The sequence below is a fragment of the Macrococcus brunensis genome, assembly GCF_022343725.1.
GTDB classification, from domain to species: domain Bacteria; phylum Bacillota; class Bacilli; order Staphylococcales; family Staphylococcaceae; genus Macrococcus; species Macrococcus brunensis.
In genome coordinates this window covers 1,396,047-1,413,736 of sequence record NZ_CP092179.1, presented here as the reverse complement: position 1 = coordinate 1,413,736, position 17,690 = coordinate 1,396,047, and the positions used below count along the sequence as shown (strand labels likewise).

The window sequence follows — 17,690 nt, the reverse complement described above, 5'->3', positions numbered from 1 at the left end:
ATTAGCTAAAGTAGTGAGGTGTTCAGGTTGCCCGATTTTTATAAACGCAACAAGCTTGTATTCATTTTATTCGGTATTATTGTCTTCATCATGCTGGTCGGTTTATCTCTTAGAGAGCGTGAAACGGCTGTACCGGAACAGATTGTAGGAGATTCAACCGCAGTTGGACAGCGTATTGTCAGCTATCCGATGCTCTTTATCGGACAGAATCTCAGCAATGTAGTGCATATGTGGGATGCTGCTGAAGAAAACAAGGAGCTGCGAGCGAAGATACGAGGATTTAACCAGCTGGAAGCGGATAACTACCGTCTTGAAAAAGAGAATGCAGAACTGAGAAGTATGATGAAAACAGAAAGTATTGCGAGCTATGATCCTGAAATTGCCACTATTATTTCTCGCAATATCGATGACTGGATGAATACGTTCGTGATTAATAAAGGGCAGACGTCCGGCGTTAAAGAGAACATGGCAGTCATCACCAATGAAGGACTGATCGGTCGCATTAAGAAAGCCAATGCTTATTCCAGTCAGGTAGAGCTGATTTCTTCCAGCGCGAAAGCAAGTAAAATTAGTGTAACGCTGCAGAACAGCGGCAGTGAAGTCTTCGGAATGATCGATCAATATGATGACAGCAAGAATCTGCTCGTCATCGATGATATCGAGAATAATATCAAGCTGAAGGTTGGTACTAATGTCGTGACAAGTGGACTCGGCGGACAGTTTCCAAAGGGAATCGTTATCGGGAAAGTCAAAAAAATTGAAAATGATGAATTTGGTCTTAGCCAGATTGCATATGTAGAGACAGCAGCCAGTCTAAAAGATCTTACGCATGTTTATATAGCGATGAAAAGTCAGGCAGCAGGTGGCGAGTAATGCAGTATCTAATTATTTCAGGTATTGCAGTGGTTCTGTTTTATCTGGATACACTGCTCAATAGTCTCATGCCCGTGGGCTCGTTTTTCTTCACCAGTCATTTATTGTTTATTTACTTGCTGATACTCTCTGTCTATAAACATTCTTCTGTTGCTATGACGATGGGAATTGTTTTCGGAATTATCTCCGATGTCTATTTATCTACTATTTATGGTATCTACACGTTCGGTTATATTGCCTGTATTATGCTGATGAGCAGGCTATTCAATGTCTTCTATAAAGATACTGCCGTGATGATCAGCCTGCTGATTGGTTTTGTGCTGTTTTTTGAAGTGGTGTTCTATGCCATCTATCGCATACTTTATTCTACTTCACATGGCTTGATCTATTTTATTTTCCATCATGGTCTGCCATCAGCACTGATTAATTTTGTCCTGATTTTTGTGCTGTTTCCGACCGTGCTGAAAATATTGAACCGCAGTGATTATTAGTATTGACTTCAAATGTGTAAGGTGTTACTATAATCAAGTTGAGTAGTTTATAGCTACATACAACCGCTCGGATAGAGGTTGAAGTGCTTCGGCCACCTGTATACGGCGTGACTTAAAATTTATTAGGAGGTGCAAGTATGTTTGCTATTATCGAAACTGGTGGAAAACAATTAAAAGTAGAACAAGGTCAAGAAATCTGGGTTGAAAAATTAAACGCAGAAGAAGGCGCTACATTTACTTTTGATAAAGTTCTTATGGTTGGTGGCGAATCTGTTAAAGTTGGTTCACCTGTAGTTGAAGGCGCTACTGTTACTGCTAAAGTTGAAAAACACGGCCGCGGTAAAAAAGTAACTGTATTCAAATACAAACCTAAAAAGAACTACAAACGTAAACAAGGTCATCGTCAGCCTTACACTAAATTAACAATCGAAGCGATCAACGCTTAATGATTAATGTCACGATTGCTGTAAATGATGATGGCAGAGTCACTGACTTTGAAATGACAGGTCATGCAGACTCAGCCCCACATGGACAGGATTTAGTTTGCGCAGGTGCTTCAGCTGTCGTTTTCGGCAGTATGAATGCAGTGCTTGGACTGACAGATGAAAGACCCGATATTGATTACGCACACGATGGTGGCTTTTTCAAAGCCCGTGTGGTAGATTTGAATAACAATGAAGCGCAACTGATCCTGCAGGCGATGATTGTCTCACTTGAAACAATTGAAGCTGAATACGGTCAGTTCATCAAACTAAATTATAAGTGAGGTGTAACTCATGTTAAAATTAAACTTACAGTTCTTCGCATCGAAAAAAGGGGTAGGTTCTACACGTAACGGTCGTGACTCTGAATCAAAACGTTTAGGTGCTAAACGTGCTGATGGTCAATACGTAACAGGTGGTTCAATTTTATACCGTCAACGCGGTACTAAAATCTTCCCTGGTGAAAACGTAGGTCGTGGTGGCGATGATACTTTATTCGCTAAAATCGATGGCGTTGTTAAGTTCGAACGTTTCGGACGTGACAAAAAGAAAGTTTCAGTATACGCTGAAGCAAAATAATCAAGATTCAAGCACTAGACACTGTTCTAGTGCTTTTCTTTTTTGTGATACTGTTCGTCTCATATAGACAGACGTGTTATAATGGGATGAGGTGGTTGGATGAAAGAACTCGATTTATATTTAAGAGCTAAACATGATATCAGTAACCAATTGCAGCTTCTCAGTATTTACTGTGAACTCGAAGATTACAGAAAAGTGCAGTCACTCATTGAAAACTGGAGTGATAAGTTACAGCGTGAGCAGCAGTTCATTCAGCTTGCCTGGCCACAGTTTGTCGAAACGGTGATTCATTATAAACTGACCACTGATTTCAAGTTTGATTTTCAGATTGAGACAAAAGGTAGTGGTGTAAATGATGCAGAGCTGTCGGGTCATTTTATAGACTGGTTAGAAAAAGCTGCGGGTCAGCAGATCATTATAACGATTAAAGAAGAAACAGAGCGGTATCATTTTATATTTAGTATGGATGGTACGGCGACTGACTATTATATAGGGAAATAAAAGAGGTGTTTAAATGTTTGTCGATCAGGTCAAAATTAATTTAAAAGCGGGGGACGGCGGTAATGGTATCGTCGCTTATCGTCGCGAGAAATATGTACCCCTCGGAGGACCGTCAGGTGGAGACGGCGGTAAAGGGGCATCTGTCGTATTTGAAGTGGATGAGGGCTTAAGAACGTTACTTGACTTCCGTTTTCAACGTATGTTCAAAGCGGAAAAAGGGGAAAACGGTCAATCCAGCAATATGCATGGCCGTGGTGCGAAGGATTTAATCCTGAAAGTTCCACCAGGCACAATTATCAAAAATGCCGAAAACGGAGAAGTCATTGCTGACCTCGTCATGCATGAACAGCAGGCCGTAGTCGCTAAAGGTGGCCGTGGTGGACGTGGTAACTCGCGTTTCGCCAGTGCATCAAACCCGGCGCCTGAGTTTAGTGAGAATGGAGAGCCGGGCGAAGAGCTTGATGTTATTCTCGAACTGAAATTGATGGCAGATGTCGGTTTGGTCGGTTTCCCGAGCGTGGGTAAATCAACTTTACTATCCATCGTCTCAAAAGCGAAACCCAAAATCGGTGCTTATCATTTCACGACGATTAAACCGAACCTCGGTGTCGTTCAGACGAAAGATAACCGCAGCTTTGTCATGGCAGATTTACCAGGACTGATTGAAGGCGCTTCTGAAGGCGTGGGCCTTGGTCATCAGTTCCTGCGCCACGTTGAACGGACACGCGTCATTATTCATATGATTGATATGGGTCGAACAGACGGCCGTGATCCTTACGAAGACTATGTGACGATCAACAAAGAGCTGAAGAACTATAATGAGAAGCTGGCGAAGCGACCACAGATTGTTGTAGCGAATAAAATGGATATGCTCGGAGCTGAGGACAATCTTGAACTCTTCAAAGAAGAAGTCGGTGAGGAGCTTGAAATCATCGAACTGAGTGCTGCTACTTATCAGAATATCGATCAACTGCTCTACCGAGTAGCAGATATATTAGATGAGACAGCCGATATGGACTTTGACGCAGATGAAGAAGAGACAGGTGTTCACCGTGTTCTTTACAAACATGAGAAGTCAGTGGACCACTTTGAGATTACGCGTGATGATGATGGTGCGTATGTAGTCAGCGGTAACTCTATCGAGCGTACCTTCAAGATGACGGACTTTAACCGTGATGCAGCTGTCAGACGTTTTGCACGTCAGATGCGTTCGATGGGTATTGATGATGCACTGCGTGAACGTGGCGCTAAAAATGGAGACATCGTCCGCATTCTCGGCGGCGAATTCGAATTCGTTGAGTAGGTGAAGAGATGAGCGATGGACAGAAGTATTATTTGATCAGAGAAGATGTCCTGCCAGAATCAGTCAAAAAAACGCTTAAAGTCAAAAAGTTACTGGAACGTGAACCGCAGGTTTCTATATTCGAGGCCGTTAAGCGTTATGATCTCTCACGGAGTGCATACTATAAGTTCAAAGATACGATATTTCCTGTAGAAGATCAGACGAGAGAACGCAATATTACGCTCCTTGTCCATGTAGATGATAATGTAGGTCTGCTTTACCGCATACTGGAAAGTATTGCAGCAGAGAAAGGTTCTGTGCTGACGATTCACCAGAGTCTGCCGATTATGGAGAAAGCAACGATCACGATTTCACTGAATGCGAGAGAGATGAGACTGACGATCAACGAACTGCTTGATAAGCTGAAACAGATTGATGGTGTGAATCAGGTTCAGCTTCTCGGCATGAATATGTAGGAGGCACTATGTACGCTTATTTACAAGGTCAACTGACACAGATTTCACCTACGCATGTCGTTATGGATATCGGAGGGGTCGGCTACGAATGTCACACCCCAAATCCATATCGTCTGCAGAAATTCCTGAATAAAGAAACAAAGCTTTTTACACAGCTGATTGTACGTGAAGATGCACATACGTTATACGGCTTTATCAGTGCTGAAGAGAAAAGTCTTTTCCTATCACTCAACAAAGTAACGGGTATCGGACCAAAGTCAGCACTCGCTATTCTTGCGACGAGCACACCTGACGAAATCAGACGAGCGATTGAAGAAGAAAACGAGGCCTATCTTATTAAGTTTCCGGGCATCGGTAAAAAAACAGCACGTCAGATTATTCTCGACCTGAAAGGGAAGCTCGTCATTACAGATGAGTCTGCACTCTTTGAGGAATTCACTGATTCTGGTGCAGTGGCAGAAGCCTTACTTGCACTGGAGGCTCTTGGATACTCTAAACGGGAACTGACGAAAGTCGAGAAAATACTGAAAGCTGAAAAAATAGAGCAAGTAGATGACAACATCAAACGAGGATTACAGATTTTAGTTTCTTAAGGAAGTGGCTATATGGATGAACGTATGATGGATGACCACTTGATGAATGATTTTGAAGCGGAGACCGAACTGAGTCTAAGACCGCTTTATCTAAATCAATATATTGGTCAGCCGAAGCTGAAGAACAATCTGGAGATTTTTATACAGGCAGCGAAATTACGCGAGGAAGCGTTAGATCACGTCCTATTATATGGACCACCTGGTCTCGGTAAGACAACACTCGCTAATATTATCGCCAATGAGATGGATGTCAATATCCGAACGACTTCCGGTCCTTCTATTGAACGCCCCGGCGACCTTGCTGCTATCCTTTCTTCACTGAACGCGGGTGACGTGCTGTTTATTGATGAGATTCATAGACTGTCACGCGTCGTTGAAGAAATCCTTTATCCGGCGATGGAAGACTTCTGTCTGGATATCGTTGTTGGTAAAGGAGAGGAGGCGCGCAGTATCCGTATTGACCTGCCACCTTTTACGCTTGTGGGAGCCACGACTCGTGCCGGTAGTCTCTCTGCGCCGCTTCGAGACCGTTTCGGTGTTCATCTGAGACTGGACTACTATGATGAAGAAAACCTGAAGGAGATCATCACGCGTACGGCCGCTGTCTTTGATACAGAGATAGATGATGAATCAGCTGGAGAAATCGCCAGTCGCAGCCGTGGTACGCCGCGGATAGCCAATCGTCTGCTTAGACGTGTGCGGGACTTTGCACAGGTAAAAGGCTCAGAAATGATTCATATTGAGACGACGAAACAGTCACTTGATATGCTGCAGGTTGATAAACATGGTCTTGATCATATCGACCATAAAATCATGACGGCTATTATCGAACGCTATAACGGTGGGCCGGTCGGACTTGATACAATCGCTGTCAGTATCGGTGAAGAACGCGTGACAGTAGAAGATGTCTATGAACCTTTCCTTATTCAAAAGGGATTTCTGGAACGGACAACGCGTGGTCGTGCGGCGACACCATTCGCCTATGAACATTTTAACTACCCGTATCGCAACGAAAAGAGGAAATAAAGTGAATGTAAATGATTTTGATTTTGAATTACCGGAAGAATTAATCGCTCAGACACCGCTTCTTGACCGCACGTCCAGTCGACTGATGACGTTAAATAAGGACACGGGAGCAGTCAGCCATGAACATTTTTCTGATATCGTCAGTCACCTGAATGCGGGTGACACGTTAGTACTGAACGACACTAAAGTCATGCCTGCCAGACTCTACGGTATTAAAGGAGAAACAGGCGCCAAAGTTGAAATGCTGCTGTTAAAACAAATGGCAGACAATGACTGGGAAGTACTGATTAAACCAGCTAAACGAGTAACGATTGGCACAGTTGTGAGTTTTGGTGAAGGAAAACTGAAGGCAGTGTGTAAAGAACTGCTGCCACAAGGGGGTCGTATCATGACCTTACAATTTTCAGGAATTCTGCAGGAACGGCTAGAAGAACTGGGTGAAATGCCTCTGCCGCCATACATCAAAGAACAGCTGGAAGATCAGTCCCGTTATCAGACGGTCTATGCGAAAGCTGTGGGCTCCGCTGCTGCACCGACAGCAGGACTGCATTTTACTGAAACCCTGCTCGAAGAAATCGCTGCAAAAGGTGTCAATATCGCCTATATCACTTTACACGTCGGACTAGGTACATTCAGACCTGTCAGTGTTGAAGAGATAGAAGAACATGATATGCACAGTGAGTATTACGAGATGTCACAGGCGACAGCAGACATCCTGAACAGAACAAGACAACAGGGCGGCCGCATTATTACAGTCGGCACGACTTCTACGCGTACGCTTGAAACGATTGCATCGATGCATCCTGAATTCACTGAGACTTCAGGGTGGACTGATATCTTTATTTATCCAGGCTATGAATTCAAAGGAATCGATGCCATGATTACGAACTTCCATCTGCCGAAGTCGACTCTCATGATGCTGATTTCCAGTCTTGCCACTCGTGAGCACGTGCTGAACGCCTATGCACAAGCTGTCAAAGAAAAGTATCGCTTCTTCAGTTTTGGCGATGCGATGTTTATTTATTAAAGGAGAATACTATGCCAGCAGTAACTTATGAACACATTAAAACTTGTAAACAATCAGGTGCACGTCTAGGTATCGTCCATACCCCTCACGGTTCTTTTGAGACGCCGATGTTTATGCCTGTCGGTACACAGGCGACTGTCAAAACAGTAAGCCCTGAAGAACTGCATGCGATGAACGCGAAAATCATTTTAAGTAACACTTACCATCTCTGGCTGCGTCCAGGTAATGATGTGATTCGTGAAGCAGGTGGACTGCACAAATTTATGAACTGGAACGGTCCGATATTAACGGATTCCGGTGGCTTCCAGGTCTTCAGTTTAAGCGATATGCGTAAGATTGAAGAAGAGGGTGTCCATTTCAGGCATCACTTGAATGGCTCTAAACTCTTCCTGAGCCCGGAGAAAGCGATGCATATCCAGAACGATCTCGGTTCTGATATCATGATGGCTTTTGACGAATGTCCACCGATGCCTGCTGAATATAAATACGTCAAAGATTCAATTGAAAGAACTTCTCGCTGGGCAGAACGCTGTCTTAAAGCTCATAACCGCCCTGAAGATCAGGCACTGTTCGGCATCATCCAGGGCGGCGAATACGAAGACTTACGTACGCAAAGTGCGAAAGACCTCGTATCACTTGACTTCCCGGGCTATGCGATTGGCGGACTCTCAGTCGGCGAGCCGAAACCGATTATGTACCGCATGCTAGAACACACGACACCGCTTATGCCTTTTAATAAACCTCGTTATCTGATGGGCGTCGGTTCACCTGACGCGTTGATAGAAGGAGCGATACGCGGTATTGACATGTTTGACTGTGTACTGCCGACCCGTATTGCGCGTAACGGAACTTGTATGACGTCAAAAGGTCGTGTCGTCGTCAAAAATGCGAAATACGAACGTGATTTCACACCGCTTGACGAGAACTGCGACTGCTACACTTGTAAGAATTATACGAAAGCGTATATCAGACATTTAATCAAAGCTGATGAAACGTTCGGTATCCGTCTGACTTCTATTCATAACCTGCACTTCCTCTTAAATATGATGGAGCAGGTACGTGAAGCGATTCGTAACGACAGATTACTGGATTTCAAAGAAGAGTTCTTTGAAAGCTATGGTCTGAACGTCGAAAACCCAAAAAATTTCTAGGAGAGTAATGATGAACGAAAATTTACAGATGATTTTAGTTAACATTCTGCCGCTGCTTGCGATTATCGTCATCGGTTATTTTGCGATGGTGCGCCCGCAACAAAAACGTAATCAAAAGCAGACTATGCTGATCAACGGACTCACAAAAGGAGACCGGGTGGTGACGATCGGCGGCATCCACGGTACTGTCAAGTCAACAGATGCGCAGACAGTGACATTACTTGTCGGTCGTAACCAGGAACTGACTTTTGACAAGCAGGCAATCAAAGATAAACGTCCTTCTTAAACTATGATATGATGATGTCAGTATTGATTCATTTTAATGAGGTGAAATTGTGAAAAAGAGAAGTAGAATTGTTGCTTTTCTGCTGATTGCTATTCTTTTATTCAGTTTAATTGGTGGCACAGTACAGAAAGTGATGAAAGACGTCAATCTTGGGCTTGATCTTCAGGGTGGATTTGAAGTCCTGTATCAGGTCAAGCCGCTTGAAAAAGGTGACAAGATTGATGAAGAAGCTGTTAAAGCAACCAGTAAGACTTTAGAATCCCGTGTCAATGTGCTCGGAGTGTCGGAGCCGAAGATTCAGATTGAGGAAGGCAACCGTATCCGTGTTCAACTGGCGGGTGTCAAAAATCAGAATGAAGCCCGAAAAATCTTATCGACAAGTGCGAACTTAACGATTCGTGATGCGAATGATAAGCTTCTCCTGTCGGGTAAAGATTTAGTGCAGGGCGGTGCAAAGCAAGGCTTTAAGCAGGATACAAATGAAGCTGCTGTTTCACTTAAGCTGAAGTCTGCCAGCAAGTTTAAGGAAGTCACTGAAAAAGTCTCTAAAATGACGCCGAATGTCATGGTTATATGGATGGACTTTGAAGAAGGTAAAGACAGCTACGAAAAAGAAGTGAAACGAGAGCAGGAAGGCAAGCAGCCGAAATATGTCAGCGCTGCCTCAGTCGACCAGCCGATTAACTCTGAAAATGTTGAAATTTCAGGTGGTTTCGCAGGTCAGGACGGCTTACTTCGTGCCAAACAGATCGCGGACTTATTAAACTCAGGTTCACTTCCTGTGAAACTTGACGAAGTCTATTCTACTTCTGTCGGTGCACAGTTCGGTCAGGATGCTTTGCAGAAGACGTTATTTGCGTCAGCTGTCGGTGTCGGTCTGATATTCTTGTTCATGCTTTTCTACTACAGACTGCCAGGCTTGATCGCTGTCATCACTTTGTCAGCTTATATTTACTTGACGATGCTGGCGTTTAATATGATTAATGGTGTTCTGACGCTGCCTGGTATTGCGGCACTCGTTCTCGGTGTCGGGATGGCGGTTGATGCCAACATCATCATGTACGAACGGATTAAAGATGAGCTGAGGATTGGTCGCAGTCTGAAACAGGCGTACCATAAAGGTTCACAGTCATCATTCCTGACTATTTTTGATGCTAATATTACTACAGTTCTTGCGGCACTTGTGCTCTTCTTCTTTGGTGTCAGCAGTGTCAAAGGTTTCGCGACGATGCTTCTGCTCGCTATCTTGATGAGTTTCATCACATCAGTATTCTTTACTCGACTGCTGATGTCTCTCATTGTGAATTCTAATTTCTTTAACAAGAACTTCAATCTATTCGGTGTAAATGCTAAACATCGTCACGACTTATCTGAAGGCTATGATATTCACGATTTAAGAACAGTGTGGGACCGCATTGATTTCGTAAAGCTTGCAAAACCGCTTATTATGTTATCGCTAGCTTCTATTATTCTGGGAGTCATCGCGTTATCAGTCTTCAAGCTTAATCTGGGTATCGACTTCACTCAAGGCTCTCGTGTCGATGTGAAGAGTGCACAGACTATCAATGTAGATACACTTGAAAAAGATTTAAAAACTGTTGATTTAGAAGAGGGTACGATTACATTGTCCGGATCTGATAAAAAATCAGCAGTTGTACAGTACAAAGAACCTTTAACGAAAACACAGATTGATGATCTTAAAAATATGATTGATGACAAGTATGGTTTTGAACCGAACGTCAACACAGTTTCACCAGTTATCGGTAAGGAACTTGCTAAAAATGCGATGCTTGCAACTCTTATTGCATCGATTGGTATCATTATTTATGTCACGTTACGTTTCGAATGGCGTATGGGTCTGACTTCAGTCCTCGCACTGCTCCATGATGCGTTTCTGATTATTGCTGTATTCAGTTTGATCAGACTGGAAGTAGATATGACCTTCATCGCGGCTGTTCTGACCATCATCGGTTATTCAATCAACGATACCATCGTTACATTTGACCGTGTTCGTGAGAACCTGCATAAGATTAAAGTCATCACTGCACCAGAACAGATCGATAACATCGTCAACAGTTCTATCAGACAGACGATGACACGTTCCATCAATACAGTTCTGACAGTCATCATTGTCGTAGTTGCACTGATTTTCCTCGGCGCGCCGAGCATCTTTAACTTCTCAGTTGCACTCTTGATCGGTTTAGTGTCAGGGGTTTTCAGTTCTATCTTTATCGCTGTTCCGTTATGGGGCATCCTGAAGAAACGTCAGCTTAAAGCAAACGGTGGACGTCTGACTGTCTACACAGACAAACCTAAAAATGATGAAAAGATTTATGTTTAATCTTTGGAAGCAGACCTTCATGAGGTCTGCTTTTTCTATTGAATTTCATTTTTAAAATGAAAAAGGTATAATAAAACGGTTGGGAGGATGACGTGGATGGCAAAACAATGGCTCTTAAAAGAAAAAAGCGCAGAACTGGATTCTGCACTCGCTAAAGAATTCAAAATACCTCCTCTTCTTAAGGAGATACTCGAGGCTCGTAATATTACTACGCGAGATGAACTGACTGCATGGTTTAATGAGGAAGCCTTGGAAGACCCTTTTCAGATGTATGATATGGAGAAGGCGGTTTCAAGAATTCAGCAGGCCGTAGAAGAAATGGAACCGATTATCGTCTACGGTGATTATGATGCAGATGGTGTAACGAGTGTAACGATTCTCATGGCAGCACTTGAGGAAATCGGTGCCATGGCTGCCTTTTACATTCCGAACCGCTTTACAGAAGGATATGGACCGAACGAAGAGGCATTTCGCTCTTTTGCAGATGACGGCGTTGGTCTCATCATCACTGTTGATAATGGCGTGAAAGGCCATCATGAAGTGGAAGTGGCGAAATCTCTAGGTATAGATGTCATTATTACAGACCACCATGAAATAGGAGAGACTCTACCTGATGCCTATGCAGTTATTCACCCTGCTCATCCAGATGGTCATTATCCTTGTCCGCATCTAGCCGGTGCGGGCGTGAGTCTGAAACTTGCCACTGCTCTGATGGGCAGAGTTGAGCCTAGCCTGATCGGTTTTGCGGCAATCGGCACGGTGAGTGACCTTGTGCCGCTGACAGGAGAGAATCGCTGGCTTGTTAAAAAAGGGCTGGATGCACTCAATCAGTCATTGCCTGCAGGTGTTCGTGCGCTTCTTACGCAGGCATCTCACCAGGGTGAAGTGACAGAAGAGACGATCGGCTTTATCATTGGTCCCAGGCTGAATGCAGTCGGCCGGCTGGAAGACGCCCGACCTGCTGCAGAACTCTTAATGGAACAGGACCCGGAATACGCAGCGGAGCTCGCAAAAAGTGTTGATGCCTATAATATTAAGCGTAAGGCTGTTGTCCAGGATATGACAGAAGCGGCACTTGCACAGGCAGCAGATAAAGTCGCACAAGGACTTAATTTCCTGATTATTACTGGCGAGAACTGGAATGAAGGTGTACTGGGTATCGTTGCGTCCCGTATTGTGGAGCAGTATTACAGACCGACTATCGTACTGAACCTCGGCTCTGATTATGCCAAGGGCTCTGCTAGAAGTATCGTCCAGGTGTCGATGTTTGATTATCTGACGGCAAATGAAGCCTTACTATCTAAGTTCGGGGGACATCATATGGCAGCTGGTCTGACGATGCCACTCGAGAATGTTGAGAAATTAGAACAGGCGTTGAATGACCTGATCGAAGAAGAAGGTGAACTGCAGCCAGTACTTGAAGTTGATGCTGAAGTAGATATGAGCCACGTGACAGTTGATGCAATCAGACAGCTCGATAAATTAAGACCGTTTGGTACGGGTAATCCGCAGCCTGTCTTTAAGCTGAATGACCTGACCATCACACAGAACAAAGCGATCGGTCAGCAGGGTGCTCATATGAAGATGATGCTCAATGACTCGCTGACGGCCTTAAAATGGTCAGGCGGTCAGCTTGTTCACGATTACCCAGCTGAAACCGTAGTAGATGTCTGCGGAAAATTTCAGCTGAACGAGTGGAATGGCCATGTGACGCCTCAGATGATTCTTGAAGATGTCAGAACAGACAGTGTGCGGTATATTGATTATCGTAATCAGCATGCCAGCCGTTTCGCTTTTCTGAAGGATGAAGATGTCATCTATCTCATCAATCCGGACCGTCCTAGACAGAATGAACATTATTTTTATTATGGCGATAATCTGTCCGGCCATGATAAAATTGTTCTGAGAGATCTGCCTGAAGATTTAACGGCTTTTAGTGAATCGATGAAATCGGCGACGGCTAAGCAGATTTATGTGATCTTTCATTCAGCAGTACAAGTTTATTTCGACGGCATGCCAAGTCTGGATAAGTTCAGACAACTTTATAAAATCTTGTTCAAAGAGCCGGTCAATCTTGTTCAGCAAGGCCTCTCTATCTGCCAGACGCTCGGCATATCGCCTGATGCGCTGAAGTTTATGATTGAAGTCCTGAAGGAACGAGGCCTGGTCCATGACGAAGGTGGTCTGCTTGTCGTTAATAAGGAAGCAGGAAAAGTAGATATGCAGGCTTCACCCGTCTATGCTGCACGTCATGCACAGCTTGAACGTGAACAACAGCTGCTCTATTCTTCGTTTGACAGTATTAAAAATCTCATCAATGACAAAATGTTCTAGTCACAGGAGGCTACTATGGATTTAAAACAGTATATTTCAGAAGTACAGGATTGGCCGGTTCCAGGCGTCAGTTTTAAAGATATCACGACTATCATGGACAACGGAGAAGCTTATCGCTATGCGACAGATCAGATTGTTGCCTATGCAAAAGACAAGCAGGTTGACCTCGTGGTAGGACCTGAAGCGCGTGGTTTCATCATCGGCTGTCCCGTCAGCTACGCAATGGGGATTGGTTTTGCACCGGTCAGAAAAGAAGGCAAACTGCCACGTGAAGTGATTCGCTATGAATATGACCTGGAGTACGGCTCAAATGTTCTGACGATGCACCGTGATGCCATCAAACCAGGACAGCGCGTCTTAATCACAGATGATCTGCTGGCGACAGGCGGCACGATTGAAGCCACAATCAAGCTCGTTGAAGAGCTCGGCGGTATTGTGGCGGGTATTGCTTTTATCATCGACCTGAAGTATTTGAACGGGATGGAGAAATTAAAAGGATATGATGTCCTTTCTCTAGTCTCTTATGACGAAGAATAATGCGGCGTCAGCTGCTTTATTCTTTTTTGTTTATATTTATTTCTAATATATTTTATAGTATGATAAAAACATTATAAAAAGTGAGGTGATAGCATGAATAACGAATATCCGTATACAGCTGATGATGTGCTTGCGATGACGCGCAGCTATCTGTCTGAAGAAGATTATCAGTTTGTTGTCAAAAGCTATCAACTTGCAGAAAAAGCGCATGAAGGCCAGTTCCGTAAAAATGGACTGCCGTATATCATGCATCCCATTCAAGTCGCAGGTATTCTCGCTGAAATGAAGCTTGATGCTCCTACTATCGTGGCAGGTTTTCTGCATGATGTTGTAGAGGATACGCCTTATACATATGAAGATCTGCAGTCGATGTTTAACATGGAAGTCGCAACAATAGTGGATGGTGTGACAAAGCTTGAGAAAGTTAAATACCGTTCAAAAGCTGAGCAGCAGGCTGAAAACCACCGGAAATTATTCATTGCCATCGCTAAAGATGTCCGCGTCATTTTAGTCAAGCTTGCAGACCGACTGCATAATATGCGGACACTGAAGGCAATGCCACATGAGAAGCAGGCCAGAATTGCTAAAGAAACGCTCGAGATTTATGCCCCGCTTGCACACCGTCTCGGGATCAGCACGATTAAATGGGAACTGGAAGATATCTCACTTCGCTATATCGACAGTATCCAGTATTTCCGCATCGTTCATCTGATGAAGAAAAAACGCAGCGAACGTGAGGAATATATACATAATGCGATCGAGAATATTCAGCATGAGATGGAGATCACAGATATCCATGGTGAAATCACGGGTCGTCCAAAACATATTTACAGTATCTATCGCAAAATGGTCAAGCAGAAGAAGCAGTTTGATCAGATCTTTGATTTACTCGCTATTCGTGTCATTGTGGACTCCATCAAAGACTGTTATGCCGTGTTAGGACTCGTTCATACGCTCTGGAAGCCGATGCCTGGTCGATTTAAGGACTACATCGCAATGCCAAAACCGAACATGTATCAATCGCTGCATACGACGGTTGTCGGACCCAACGGAGATCCGCTTGAAATACAGATCCGCACGAAAGAGATGCATGAGATTGCAGAGCACGGTGTCGCTGCACACTGGGCCTACAAAGAAGGGAAACAGCTGGTCAATCCTGATGAAGCGAAGTCACTCAGCAAGATGGGCTGGATAGAAGAGATTGAAGAAGCGGATTCAACTTCTCTTGATGCCGAAGCCTTTATGGAATCACTGAAGTATGATCTTCAAAGCGATAAAGTCTACGTCTTCACCCCGGAAAGCGATGTCGTTGAATTACCGATTGGGGCTGTTCCCATTGATTTTGCCTATGCTGTCCATAGTGAAGTGGGTAATAAGATGATCGGTGCCAAAGTGAACGGTAAAATTGTACCGATTGATTACGAGCTCCATACAGGTGATATCATCGAAATACGGACATCCAAGCATTCTTATGGCCCGAGCCGGGACTGGCTGAAGATCGTTAAATCATCGAGTGCTAAAAGTAAGATTCGCAGTTTCTTCAAGAAGCAGGACCGATCAAGCAATATTGAAAAAGGGAAGTTCATGATTGAAGCAGAAATCAAGGAACAGAATTTTCGACTGGATGAAGTCCTGACTGAAGAGAATTTAAATATGCTGAAAAACAAATATAATTTCAGCCATACAGATGATATGTATGCTGCAGTTGGTTTTGGCGGTCTCACTGCTTCAAATGTGGTTGCTAAGTTAACTGAAAAGATTCGTATTAAACGAAAAGAACTCGCACTTAATCAGGTACAGGAAGTCAGTAAGTCCTTATCGACAAAACCACCTATTCAGACTGAATCCGGTGTGTACGTTGAAGGAATGGACAATATGCTCATCAAACTATCAAAATGCTGTAACCCAATTCCAGGCGATGAAATTGTGGGTTATATCACGAAAGGACATGGTGTCAAAGTGCACCGCACAGAGTGTCCGAATATTAAGGATGAGACAGAACGCCTGATTGACGTAAACTGGGTCGCGGCTCTCAATCAGAACCAGACTTATCAGGTCGATCTGGAAGTGACGGCCTACGACCATAACGGCTTACTGAATGAAGTGCTGCATGCTGTGAATTCGACAAATGTCTCTCTTGTCCATGTCCATGGTCGTGCAGACATCGATAAGAATGTAAGAATCAATATTGGTATTATGGTTAAAAATGTAGCGGAACTTCAGAAAGTAGTGGACCGCATTAAACAGTTGAGCGATATTTATACGGTCAGCCGAATCTGGAATTAGAGGTGGCTTATGAAAGTAGTATTACAACGAGTGAGTCGTGCGTCTGTCAAGACTGACGAACATTTTGAGGCAATAGAACAAGGTTTTCTTCTCCTGGTTGGAATAGGGGAGGAAACAGTTGAAGCTGATTTGACAGCAATGGCAAAAAAAATCAGTTCAGCCCGTCTTTTTGAAGATGAGGACGGTAAGATGAACCGTTCAATACAGGACGTCGAAGGCAGTATCCTGTCTATCTCGCAGTTCACGCTATATGCAGATGTCCGTAAAGGAAACCGGCCGAGTTTTACCAAGGCAAGAAATCCGGCCGAAGCTAGCAAGATGTATGACCGGTTCAATGAACTGCTTCGCCACGAGAACTTGACAGTTAAAACTGGCATGTTTGGCGCGGATATGGCGATAGAGCTCATTAATGATGGTCCTGTTACGATTATCTACGAGAGCCAGGATGGCAAGATTCAATGAAACGCAACCGTTTAATTCTTTTGGCTGCGCTATTAGCAGGCATACTTATCGCCCTTCTGATTTTTTTGATGTTAACAGGCGGTTCAAGTAATCGCACATCGCTCAAAATGATTGAGGACGGCGAGCTGCGTACAGGTCCCCAGGCCTCATATCCCGTCGTGTTTGATGTAGAAAAAGGTGACAGACTTAAAATCATCAAGCATGAAGGCAAATGGTATTATGTGTCTGATAAGAAGAAGAAGGGCTGGATTGGCGGCTGGCATACAGATCTTAATATCTCGCCCGATAAAGTGGCGGCAGACGATCCATTTAAAAATAAAACGATTATTCTGGATCCTGGGCATGGGGGTTCTGACCAAGGTGCGAGCAGTAAAACAGGTACGCTTGAGAAAGAGGTAACACTTAAAACGGCACTGATGCTAAGAGATAAGCTGAAAAAAGAAGGTGCCAAAGTCATCATGACGAGGTCAACCGATGAATTCGTCAGTCTGGATGACCGCAAAGGGACAGGCGATATTTTTGTCAGCCTGCATAGCGACGCACTGGATGACAAAGCCCCGCACGGGCTGACGGTCTATTACAGTCATGAATCACAGAAGGTGCTTGCAGATACGCTGCATTTTTCCATCAAGAAAAAAGCTCTGCTGTCAGACCGCGGTGTCCGACAGGAGAACTTCCAGGTCATCGAACAGACGAAGATGCCGGCAGTACTCCTCGAACTGGGCTATATCAGCAATCCGATAGATGAAAAGATGATGAATGATCAAGTCTATCGTCAAATTGTCACGACATCGATTGTCGATGGGCTGCGCAATTACTTTATCTATTAACTTGACTTTAGTGCGGTGACGAAGTACTATGAATTTAACTGAAGATAAGACCGTATGAATCTATCAAGGTTTTTCCGTTTATTTCTAGAGACATCTATGCTGCTGAAATTAGATGATTAAACGACTGACTATG

General features: G+C 44.0%; 19 protein-coding genes and 1 other annotated feature. All 19 genes read left to right on the top strand.

All coding sequences use genetic code 11. The features are described from left to right. Positions 1 to 27: 27 nt before the first annotated feature. Entirely contained in the window at positions 28 to 873 is an 846-nt protein-coding gene (mreC, locus tag MGG13_RS07420) for a rod shape-determining protein MreC (protein WP_133431694.1), read from the top strand. Next, positions 873 to 1,364 (top strand): rod shape-determining protein MreD, encoded by a 492-nt coding sequence (mreD, locus tag MGG13_RS07415; protein ID WP_239034473.1) that lies wholly within the window; start codon positions 873 to 875, stop codon positions 1,362 to 1,364. The genes mreC and mreD overlap by 1 nt, the downstream gene beginning before the upstream one ends. A gap of 51 nt (positions 1,365 to 1,415) precedes the next feature. Continuing rightward, positions 1,416 to 1,487 (top strand) — a sequence feature (ribosomal protein L21 leader region). 14 nt (positions 1,488 to 1,501) lie between these two features. Next, positions 1,502 to 1,810 (top strand): 50S ribosomal protein L21, encoded by a 309-nt coding sequence (gene rplU / locus MGG13_RS07410; protein ID WP_133431692.1) that lies wholly within the window; start codon positions 1,502 to 1,504, stop codon positions 1,808 to 1,810. Beyond that, positions 1,810 to 2,130, top strand: a complete 321-nt coding sequence (locus MGG13_RS07405; protein ID WP_133431691.1) for a ribosomal-processing cysteine protease Prp — start codon at positions 1,810 to 1,812, stop codon at positions 2,128 to 2,130. The genes rplU and MGG13_RS07405 overlap by 1 nt, the downstream gene beginning before the upstream one ends. Before the next feature lie 10 nt (positions 2,131 to 2,140). Then, positions 2,141 to 2,425 (top strand): 50S ribosomal protein L27, encoded by a 285-nt coding sequence (gene rpmA, locus MGG13_RS07400; protein ID WP_133431690.1) that lies wholly within the window; start codon positions 2,141 to 2,143, stop codon positions 2,423 to 2,425. 99 nt (positions 2,426 to 2,524) lie between these two features. Next, complete coding sequence (locus MGG13_RS07395; protein ID WP_239034472.1) at positions 2,525 to 2,926, top strand: Spo0B domain-containing protein; 402 nt, start codon at positions 2,525 to 2,527, stop codon at positions 2,924 to 2,926. A gap of 13 nt (positions 2,927 to 2,939) precedes the next feature. Beyond that, positions 2,940 to 4,229, top strand: coding sequence for a GTPase ObgE (gene obgE / locus MGG13_RS07390; RefSeq protein ID WP_133431688.1), 1,290 nt, complete (start codon positions 2,940 to 2,942; stop codon positions 4,227 to 4,229). Between the two features lie 8 nt (positions 4,230 to 4,237). Further along, positions 4,238 to 4,684: an ACT domain-containing protein gene (locus MGG13_RS07385; protein ID WP_239034471.1), complete on the top strand. Its 447-nt coding sequence runs from the start codon at positions 4,238 to 4,240 to the stop codon at positions 4,682 to 4,684. A gap of 8 nt (positions 4,685 to 4,692) precedes the next feature. Further along, entirely contained in the window at positions 4,693 to 5,277 is a 585-nt protein-coding gene (gene ruvA / locus MGG13_RS07380) for a Holliday junction branch migration protein RuvA (RefSeq protein WP_239034470.1), read from the top strand. 12 nt (positions 5,278 to 5,289) lie between these two features. Beyond that, the gene (ruvB, locus tag MGG13_RS07375; protein ID WP_133431685.1) at positions 5,290 to 6,303 is read left to right on the top strand and encodes a Holliday junction branch migration DNA helicase RuvB; all 1,014 of its coding nucleotides are present in this window, start codon (positions 5,290 to 5,292) and stop codon (positions 6,301 to 6,303) included. A gap of 1 nt (position 6,304) precedes the next feature. Then, on the top strand, positions 6,305 to 7,330 hold the full coding sequence (queA, locus tag MGG13_RS07370) for a tRNA preQ1(34) S-adenosylmethionine ribosyltransferase-isomerase QueA (protein ID WP_239035695.1): 1,026 nt from the start codon (positions 6,305 to 6,307) through the stop codon (positions 7,328 to 7,330). 11 nt (positions 7,331 to 7,341) lie between these two features. Beyond that, positions 7,342 to 8,481 (top strand): tRNA guanosine(34) transglycosylase Tgt, encoded by a 1,140-nt coding sequence (tgt, locus tag MGG13_RS07365; protein ID WP_239034469.1) that lies wholly within the window; start codon positions 7,342 to 7,344, stop codon positions 8,479 to 8,481. A 10-nt stretch (positions 8,482 to 8,491) separates the two neighbouring features. Further along, on the top strand, positions 8,492 to 8,767 hold the full coding sequence (gene yajC / locus MGG13_RS07360) for a preprotein translocase subunit YajC (protein ID WP_239034468.1): 276 nt from the start codon (positions 8,492 to 8,494) through the stop codon (positions 8,765 to 8,767). Positions 8,768 to 8,816: 49 nt separating this feature from the next. After that, positions 8,817 to 11,108 carry a protein translocase subunit SecDF gene (gene secDF, locus MGG13_RS07355; RefSeq protein WP_239034467.1) on the top strand — a complete coding sequence of 764 codons (2,292 nt, stop codon included), beginning with the start codon at positions 8,817 to 8,819 and terminating at the stop codon, positions 11,106 to 11,108. Between the two features lie 96 nt (positions 11,109 to 11,204). Further along, positions 11,205 to 13,442 (top strand): single-stranded-DNA-specific exonuclease RecJ, encoded by a 2,238-nt coding sequence (recJ, locus tag MGG13_RS07350; RefSeq protein ID WP_239034466.1) that lies wholly within the window; start codon positions 11,205 to 11,207, stop codon positions 13,440 to 13,442. A gap of 15 nt (positions 13,443 to 13,457) precedes the next feature. Next, positions 13,458 to 13,979: an adenine phosphoribosyltransferase gene (locus MGG13_RS07345; protein WP_239034465.1), complete on the top strand. Its 522-nt coding sequence runs from the start codon at positions 13,458 to 13,460 to the stop codon at positions 13,977 to 13,979. Between the two features lie 93 nt (positions 13,980 to 14,072). Then, the gene (locus tag MGG13_RS07340) at positions 14,073 to 16,265 is read left to right on the top strand and encodes a RelA/SpoT family protein (protein ID WP_239034464.1); all 2,193 of its coding nucleotides are present in this window, start codon (positions 14,073 to 14,075) and stop codon (positions 16,263 to 16,265) included. Positions 16,266 to 16,274: 9 nt separating this feature from the next. Next, positions 16,275 to 16,727 carry a D-aminoacyl-tRNA deacylase gene (gene dtd / locus MGG13_RS07335; RefSeq protein ID WP_239034463.1) on the top strand — a complete coding sequence of 151 codons (453 nt, stop codon included), beginning with the start codon at positions 16,275 to 16,277 and terminating at the stop codon, positions 16,725 to 16,727. Beyond that, positions 16,724 to 17,557, top strand: coding sequence for an N-acetylmuramoyl-L-alanine amidase family protein (locus tag MGG13_RS07330; protein WP_239034462.1), 834 nt, complete (start codon positions 16,724 to 16,726; stop codon positions 17,555 to 17,557). The genes dtd and MGG13_RS07330 overlap by 4 nt, the downstream gene beginning before the upstream one ends. Positions 17,558 to 17,690 lie beyond the last annotated feature (133 nt).